The organism is Rhodopirellula sp. UBA1907, assembly GCF_002337565.1.
Classification (GTDB): domain Bacteria; phylum Planctomycetota; class Planctomycetia; order Pirellulales; family Pirellulaceae; genus Rhodopirellula; species Rhodopirellula europaea.
Map to the genome: position 1 here is coordinate 18,468 of NZ_DDGH01000047.1, position 8,665 is coordinate 27,132.

The window sequence follows — 8,665 nt, forward strand, 5'->3', positions numbered from 1 at the left end:
TTCGCCACTTCACCCTCCATCTCAAACGGTTGAGCGAAGCTCTCCTTCCACACTTCACGCTTCCTCCCGAAGCGCCTCCAACTCCACTCTTCACCCTCCCTCTGGGAGGGTCGAGCGAAGCGAGGGGAGGGCCGAGCCTGAACTCCCCACTCACACATCCAGCCCCCAAGCCACCGCACCGCTGATCATTTGGCACGCCGACCCACGTCGCGGAAGAATCGTGGCGGCGAGCTGTCAACGTGCCGCGGCCATGGGCGTGCGATTGGGCATGCCGATCGCGCAAGCCGTCGACATCACAACCACACTGGCCGACCAGCACAACTCCAGCCGAAACGTCGCCAATCAAAGCCTCCCGCCAATCCCCACCGCGATCATCGACGAACACGATCGTGTCGCTGATCGGCGAGCGTTGCATTCATTGGCGACCGAACTGCAAAGCCATCTGTGCCCGCAGATCGCACTGGAAACACTCGACCGTTTCAAATGGGCCGGACGCTTTCGACATGATCCCGAAGCACTTGTCGCGGAGATCGACGGCGTCACCCATTTGTTCAATGACGAACCTGGCTTGCTCGCCGCAGCGGCCACCATTCTTAAACGCCGTCACCTGAAAGCTCGCTTGGCAATCGCCAGCACCGTCGGTGCGGCTTGGGCGTTGGCCACCCACGCACCCTCTCAAAACCGAACCAAAGATCCCGCCAAGAACCACTTCGACTTTTTCTTGGCCCCCGCCGATCGCACCCGCGACGCACTGCAAACGTTGCCGCCATCCGCTTTGCGTTTAAACCCAACGGATGTGGAAACCTTGCAACGGTTGGGAATCGAAACCATCGGTTCGCTCTTGCAATTGCCTCGCAACGGATTGGCCACTCGCATCGGTCACGGTTTGTGCAACCGCATCGCTCAAGCACTGGGAGAAGTCGACGAACCCATTCTCGCGATCGACATTCCCACCGAACACACAGCATCTTTGGAACTGGAATATCCAACCGACGCGGTGGATTTGATTCGCGACCGGATCATTCGTTTGATCGAATCCGCCACCGCATCTTTGCGCCCACTGGGAAGAGGCGTGTTGCGTTTGCGATGCCAACTCGACTTCACCGAGTCCCCATCGGTGACGCTCGAATCTGGACTGTTCTCACCGACATTGGACCTGAACCACCTCAGTAATCTGATGATTGGCGCATTTGAATCGCATGCCTGTCAGTCCAAGGTTACGCATCTTCGATTGGACGTGCTGCAAGACGCGGTCCTCGCCAGCACTCAACCGTCGATCTTCGGCCCCGGCTTTGAAAGCGACACGCAAACCGATTGGACGCGTCAAACCGACATCGCTCGATTGATCGATTCGTTGAGCGGTCGATTAGGAGAAGAATCCGTGCGAGGCGTCCGCATCAATCGTGACCCGTTGCCCGAAGACACCGTCACGGATTTCCCGCTGACTCAATCGCGAGGTCGCAAACTCGCCACCAACCGGCCGCGGCGTCGCCCCAAATCCAAAGCATCCTCGACCGCGGAATCGCATGACGAATCTCATGGGCGACATGGCGGCGGAACTCGCAACGGAGTGCCAACGCCCCATGATGCCGGACGTCGGCCGCTTCAACTGCATTCATCCCCTCAGCGACTCACGCCACTGGGACATGGCCGAGACCCCGTCGGTGAAAATCAGTTCCCCCCAAGATTTCGCTTTCGCGGAAAAGTGTGGAACGTGCATCAGCACTGGGGCCCCGAACGGATTGAAACCCGATGGTGGCAAGGCCCGATGGTTCGCCGCGATTACTTCCGAGTGGAACTGGACGATGGGGCACGCTGGTGGATTTTTCGCGACCTCAATCACCCGACCGATTGGCAACTTCATGGTTGGTTCGATTGATTAAGTTCGCGTGACTGTGCATAATGAAGCTCCACTGGATCGAGCGTAGAAAGTCCCCACCTTTTGCTTTTACTCCACGTTGGCAACCGTCATCGCGTTGACGCGACGCCTTCCTGGACGCTCCTCCCTCCCGCCTTCCGAACTCCCGCCCATGTTCGCCCAACCGTTCCGTGCGAATGCGCGTGCACTGTTCGCAATGTTTTGCTGGGCATGCCTTTCAAGTACATGCTTGATCGCGGAAGAGCCTTCGAATGCTCCCGCCCCTTCGCTATCTTTGGAAGAAACCAAACGGCACGGCGCGAGTCGTTCGAAGTATCTCGAGCCCACCACTCGACCGAACGAAACCAAAACGCCACAAGCCGACCTACAAACCTTTCGCGATGTCATCGCGCCCATCCTGGAAGAGTCCTGCGTTGACTGCCATGGCCCCGGCAACGAAGAGGGCAACATTCGAGTCGACACGCTCGACCCCAATTTGATGCAAGGCGATGACGTTCAGTGGTGGGTCGAAGTCTTGGCCGTTCTCAACAACGGCGAGATGCCACCACCGGACGAAGTCGACATGGACGACGACGATCGAAGCACCGTGGTGGAATGGTTGTCGGGCGAAATTCAAACTGCATCTTCGGTCCGCCGAGCGACCGGTGGTCACTCGTCGTTTCGCCGTCTGACGCGTTATGAAACCAACCACGCGTTGCAAGATTTGCTCGGCCTACCATACGAATTCGCGAAAGATCTTCCGCCCGAAGCCCATTCGGAAGATGGATTTCAAAACAGCTCCGAAATGCTGCACATGACGGTCAAGCAGTTGGACACCTATCGCCAACTCGCTCGTCAAGCACTTGATCGATCCATCGTGCTGGGTGAACAACCCGCTCCGATGTACTGGAGCATCAGCATGAAGCAAAACAGCAAGATCGACCGCCATCAACAACAATCCAAACTCGACCAAGTTGCCGAGAAACACAAAGACGATCCAGCCAAACAAAAACAGGAAGTCGACGCTCTTCGAGAAACATTCCAAGACATTCCGCGAGACACCCACTACCGAGACCTCACCAACGGACAAAAGGTTTCGGCAACCTGGGCCTACCACGGGGCTCGCTACGCGATGGCTCCTGAAGATGCTCCGCGAGTCATGCCGCCGACCTTCGATCATGTGGCGGTGTTACCCGGCGGTCGCAACCAAAAATTGATCCTTGAACTGGGCGATCAAATTCCAAATCGAGGCATCATGCGAGTTCGCGTTCGTGCGTCTTGGTTGAAAGACGACTCGACCGATGACAAATCGCAGCCACCCAGTTTGCAACTGGAATTTGGTTGGCGGGCCAGCAACGAAGGGCGTGCAGACATGCGAGTCAGCGTCGCTGACACCCTGATTGAAGCATCACCAGATGAACCGCAAATCTACGAATGGGACGTTCCGCTGGGTGACATCTACCCACGCAACTCCGTCCGTGGAGCATCGAAAATGGGAGCCATGCCCAGCCCATCGGAGTACATCCGGTTCGTCAACAGCTCCGTGTCGAAATCGGCCATTCAAATCGACCATGTTGAAGTGGTGACACCCGTCAACGACCAATGGCCACCCGAATCACACCAGCAGATTTTCATTGCCAGCGAACATCGCGACGATGAACCTCGGTACGCCAAAGAAGTTCTGGCCGCATTCATGCACCGTGCTTGGCGACGTCCGCCGACCGAAGCCGAACTGACGCGCAAACTCGATTTGTTCGGCGCAATTCGCGGACAGTGCGAATCGATGGAAGAAGCCCTCTCGGAAGTCCTGGCGTCCGTCCTTTCGTCACCCAATTTCCTGTATGTCGTTCGCTCCGCTGACACGAACGATGCGAAAACGCCGATGGATCGATTGTCGCCGAATGAACTGGCAACACGACTGGCATTGTTTTTGTGGTGCAGCGTCCCAGACTCCGAACTGCTCGAACTCGCTCGCGACGATCAGCTGTCGTCCGCTGAACAACTCAAAACACAGGTTCGTCGCATGTTGGCAGACCCAAAGGCGGAACGCTTCAGCGAACATTTCGTTCATCAATGGCTTGACCTTCAGCTGCTCGACTTCCTCAATGTCAACGAAACCAAACCGAAACTCAGCCCGCTGCTAAAAGAAGCGATGCAGCGTGAACCGATCACGTTCTTTCACGAATTGCTGCATGAAGACGAAAGCGTGCTCCAATTCATCCACGCCGATTTCGCGATGGTCAACGAACGATTGGCTCGGCACTATCAAATCCCAAATGTGTACGGCAACCATTTTCGCCGCGTCTCACTGAACTCCGATCCGCGACGAGGCGGCTTGCTGACCCAAGCGGGTTTGTTGGCGATGAACTCGGACGGCACCGACTCGCATCCGCTCAAACGTGGTGTCTGGTTGCTGGAAAGCATCCTCAACGACCCGCCACCACCACCGCCGCCCGCGGTTCCCGAAATTGATTTGGCCGATCCCGAAATCGCGAAGATGACGCTGATCGAACGGATGGCTGATCACCGCAATCATCCCGCGTGCATGTCGTGTCATTCCAAGATCGACCCCTGGGGAATCGCCTTCGAAAATTACGACGCGGTCGGTCGCTGGCGTGACTCCATCAATGGCAAACCCGTCGTCGCGTCGGCCACGTTGTTCAATCAACAAGAACTCGCCGGCGTCGAAGGCCTCAAACGCTATCTGCTCGAGCATCGCCAGGATCAATTTGTCCGTGGCATGGTCCATAAGTTAGCAACCTACGCGTTGGGGCGTCCGCTCACATTTTCGGACCACTCCAGCATTGACGAAATCACCGCCGAAGTCCGCCAACGTGGCGACGGCCTCGCGACGATGATCGAGCAATTGGTCGCCAGCGACCTGTTTCAATCCAAGTAACACTCGTCTGTTTTTGTTTCCGAACAACTAGCTCCCGCCAAGATCGCAGTCCTGAAGGAACCTTTGATGACACTGAATCTGAATGGCTTGGACCGACGTCGCTTTCTTCGCGGAACCGGAGTTGCGTTGGCATTGCCACTGCTTGAATCCGTCGCGATGGCTGGCCCCCGAGCCTCTGAACCGCCTCAGGACCCAAAGCGTTTGGCATGTTTCTACTTCCCCGATGGCGTGCCCATGCCGCTGGTGGAAGACCCTGCGTACAAGGATTGGTCTTGGTTTCCGCATGGAACGGGAGATGATTTCAAGTTCACCAAGGCCTTGTCACCGCTGGAACCATTGCGGGATGAGATCAGTGTTCTTTCAGGATTTTCGCACCCAAAATCCCGAAGCGTCCACGGGCACTCCAATGCTGATCAATTTTTGACCGCCGCTGACACTGGATCCAACGGTCCCTACGAGAATTCCATATCGCTGGACCAGATTTACGCCGAGCACATCGGCAACCAAACCCGGTATTCTTCATTGGTGATGTCAACCGATGGTGGCACCGGGACGCCGCGGGGAACCCACACGCTTTCATTCAATCGAAATGGCCGAGCCATCCCAGCGGAGAATCGTCCCAAACGCATTTTCGACATGCTGTTTGTCAAAAGCGATGAAGACGCCGCACGTCGACTGGCGATCAGCCAAAGTGCGCTGGACGATTTGCTTGCCGATGCGAGGTCACTTCGCAAAACGCTCTCGTCGAACGATCAATCCAGCTTGGACGAGTACCTCGATTCTGTCCGTGAAGCGGAGATCAAAGTCGAAAAAGCGAAGCATTGGCTCAAAACACCTCTGCCAACTGTCAACGCGGATCATCTGAACCTCAACCTGACGCCCGACGAACCGCGTCAGTACTTGCAGACCATGTTCGAGATGATCTTCCTTGCTTTCAAAACTGATTCGACTCGTGTAGCGACCTATCAAATCGGTCGAGAAAACGGCGTCGGAATCAGCGATCATTTGGCCCGTGCCGTTGGCTTCAGCTTGGCCCATCAACTGTCGCACGAAACCAAGAATCCCGGCGGCTGGAAAAACTTTGCGATCTACTGCCAATTTCTCAATGAAGAATTCGGTCGTTTCGTCGGCAAGCTCAAAGCAACCGACGAACCCGCCGGTCGCGGATCGATGCTGGACAACACTCTGCTGCTGTTCGGCTCGGCATCCAGTGCCTTCCACCTGTCACGCAACTACCCGCTGATCTTGGCTGGCGGCAAGAACATGGGATTCAGGCATGGCAAGTACCTCAACAATGCGGGCTCCAATCCGCAGGGTGGAGCTTGGAACGGTGGCCGAGAACCTTGGCAACAAGAGATCTCGCACGAAGATCGCCCGCTTTCGAATTTGTTCGTCACCATGCTTCAGCAGCTCGATGTTCCTGCCGAATCGTTTGCAGACAGCGACGGCAAAGTCACCGAACTGATCTGAGTCCCTGCAGGACACTTGGTTGCCAAACCGCAGATCAAAGTGACGCGGACGTGTTCCGGCATCGCACCTTCCGTAGCCGGATTCGCTAGCCACCCCGCCAGGCAGCCTGGCCCACGTCCGTCACAACCCGCCGCGTTAGCAAGGGCACCCCTCCGTAGCCGGTTTCGCCGGAATCCGGACTCCCACCAACTCGAACATCTGAATTCCGGCGAATCCAGCCACCAAGACGCTGGAGTGTCGGCAAATCAGCGTTTGGGAATATCTGACGTCGAAAAGGCGTCAGGCAGCAGCTCAGAAAGACGTCGCATTTGCTGGTCACCATCGATCACATCGATGGTGTAGACGTAGAGATCGGACCCGAATTCTGCCAGCACTTGTCGGCAAGCCCCGCACGGCATCGCTCCGCCAATACTGGCGATCGCAACCGCGTGGAACATTCGGTATCCGCCCGCGACAGCCGAGCAAACGGCGGTGCGTTCGGCGCACTGTGTTAACGAATAACTTGCGTTTTCGACGTTGCAACCTTCCACAATGCGTCCATCGTGAGTCAGCAGAGCCGCACCGACATAGAAGTGACTGTGCGGTGCGTAGGCATGATCGCGAGCCGAAATAGCCGCCTGAATCAAACGTTGGACATCTTCGTCGCTAGGCGGATCGATTTCAGATGCGTGACTGTGTACGTCGGTCATGGCAGGATAGAGAGACAAGGAAGTAGACTCGCCGAAGTGAGGTGCAGAATCCGCCATCAGATGCCCATAGAGTACCCGCCTGCATCCGTAAAGCAATGCGACAACACGCTTCGAAATCACCTCCGTCGAGATTGGCCCCTGAAATCACGACGTGATGCATCCATTTTACCACAGGACGTCCAGTATCCCGTCCGTCCGAAATCACTTCAGGCGCGTTAACATGTCGGGTCCACCTTCCATATCTCCATCGGTTCCAAGTGTTCCTGAAATGCCTCTGAATTTCGACTCTCTTCGCATGGCACCCCGACTCACCCCCATCCGACCGAACCGTTTGCTGAACAACCTTCCGTTGTTGCTGATGGCCCTCACATTCGCGGTCATCTCAATTTCGCTCGAGGCAAGCGCCGACGAAACCGCCCAAGACAGCGCCCGCTCACTTTCGCGAGCCTTCCGCGACGCCGCTCGCGAAGCCAACCCTTCGGTCGTCACGGTGTTTTCCTACGGACAAAACCAAACGCTCTCTGGTGAAACGGAGGACGAGCCCGAAGAAGATACGAACGAGGAATCACCCGACGAATCGGTCGGTCCAATGCCGCCCAAACAATCCGAGGACGGTGAATTTGAACTCAGCGGTTTGGGATCCGGTGTGATCATCAATCCATTCGTCGACGTGACCGATGAGGACAAAGAAAAGGATGAATCGATCTACTGGGTGATGACCAACAACCATGTCATCAACAATGCAAAGAAGGTTGTTGTTCAACTGCCAAACGAAACCGAACTGGTGGCGAAGAAGGTGCACGGCGACTCTGCCAGCGACATCGCCGTGCTGCAAATCACATCGGACGAACCACTCAAGATCGCCCAGTACGGGGACTCCAAAAGTCTAGACATTGGCGACTGGGTGCTCGCGATTGGCAGTCCTTTCAAACTGGAAGCAACCGTCAGTGCAGGCATCATCAGCGCAAAGAATCGAAGGCTCGATCGCATCCGTCGCAGTCGGCTGTTGCAAACCGATGCTGCGATCAACCCTGGCAATTCCGGTGGCCCATTGGTCGACCTGGATGGCAACGTGATCGCGATCAATACGGCAATCGCAACTCGCAGCGGCAGCTATCAGGGAATCGGGTTCGCCGTGCCGATTGATCAAGCCAAATGGATCGCTCGCGAGTTGGCTTCCTTCGGCACCGTCCGGCGATCGACCATGGGAATCACTACGGTGGAACTCAACGCAAAAATGTCAAAGATGTTCAAGCTGCCTGAGGGAATGGGCGTGCTCGTCTATGAAATCATTCGCGATAGCGCCGCCGATCGAGCAGGTCTGAAACAATTGGATGTGATCACTGAGTTTGCCGGGCAAGAGTTTCGCAAAGCAATTGATCTTCGCGAAGCGATCGAACGAGAACCCGTCGGCTCAACCCAATCACTGAAAGTGATTCGCAAAGGCGAAGAGATCGAGCTCGAAGCCATCTTGGCTCCCGTCGATGACCCAACCGCTACGCCTGAAGACGAAACCGAGTGACCCCTCGCCTTCAGAGGTCGTGTGGCTATTCGATACCTCGCTTGTTCCATCTTGCGAACCCCGCCCGTTGACAACCGGCGAGTCGATTTTGCTGTAGGCTGGCCACTCTTGGCCGACATCCGCAACTTGGACGGGCAAGAGTGCCCATCCTACATGCGTCAAAACCTTGTTGACGAATCAGTCGACAAGCCGCAACGGAGGGATCGGAAAGCGAGCGTTCAGCGAGA

General features: G+C 56.2%; 5 protein-coding genes. 4 read left to right on the forward strand and 1 reads right to left on the reverse strand.

What is annotated here, in order from left to right:
- Positions 1–250 precede the first annotated feature (250 nt).
- From B2R17_RS09705 to B2R17_RS09715, 3 genes are all read left to right on the forward strand, one after another.
- Positions 251–1,879, forward strand: a complete 1,629-nt coding sequence (locus B2R17_RS09705; RefSeq protein WP_414707283.1) for a Y-family DNA polymerase — start codon at positions 251–253, stop codon at positions 1,877–1,879.
- Between the two features lie 151 nt (positions 1,880–2,030).
- The gene (locus B2R17_RS09710) at positions 2,031–4,757 is read left to right on the forward strand and encodes a DUF1592 domain-containing protein (RefSeq protein WP_286763839.1); all 2,727 of its coding nucleotides are present in this window, start codon (positions 2,031–2,033) and stop codon (positions 4,755–4,757) included.
- A gap of 66 nt (positions 4,758–4,823) precedes the next feature.
- Entirely contained in the window at positions 4,824–6,227 is a 1,404-nt protein-coding gene (locus B2R17_RS09715) for a DUF1552 domain-containing protein (protein ID WP_286763840.1), read from the forward strand.
- Positions 6,228–6,472: 245 nt separating this feature from the next.
- Here B2R17_RS09715 and B2R17_RS09720 read toward each other — a convergent pair whose 3' ends face one another.
- Complete coding sequence (locus tag B2R17_RS09720; protein WP_008656695.1) at positions 6,473–6,916, reverse strand: cytidine deaminase; 444 nt, start codon at positions 6,914–6,916, stop codon at positions 6,473–6,475.
- Positions 6,917–7,211: 295 nt separating this feature from the next.
- Here B2R17_RS09720 and B2R17_RS09725 point away from each other — a divergent pair, with 295 nt between their 5' ends.
- Entirely contained in the window at positions 7,212–8,438 is a 1,227-nt protein-coding gene (locus B2R17_RS09725) for a S1C family serine protease (protein ID WP_236615979.1), read from the forward strand.
- The last annotated feature ends 227 nt before the right edge of the window (positions 8,439–8,665 follow it).

What these genes read in the sequence shown, in the direction of transcription:
- B2R17_RS09715 (WP_286763840.1), top strand. Translation starts at nt 4,824, where the DNA reads ATGACACTGAATCTGAATGGCTTGGACCGACGTCGCTTTCTTCGCGGA.
- B2R17_RS09710 (WP_286763839.1), top strand. Translation starts at nt 2,031, where the DNA reads ATGTTCGCCCAACCGTTCCGTGCGAATGCGCGTGCACTGTTCGCAATG.
- B2R17_RS09720 (WP_008656695.1), bottom strand. Translation starts at nt 6,916, where the DNA reads ATGACCGACGTACACAGTCACGCATCTGAAATCGATCCGCCTAGCGAC.
- B2R17_RS09725 (WP_236615979.1), top strand. Translation starts at nt 7,212, where the DNA reads ATGGCACCCCGACTCACCCCCATCCGACCGAACCGTTTGCTGAACAAC.
- B2R17_RS09705 (WP_414707283.1), top strand. Translation starts at nt 251, where the DNA reads ATGGGCGTGCGATTGGGCATGCCGATCGCGCAAGCCGTCGACATCACA.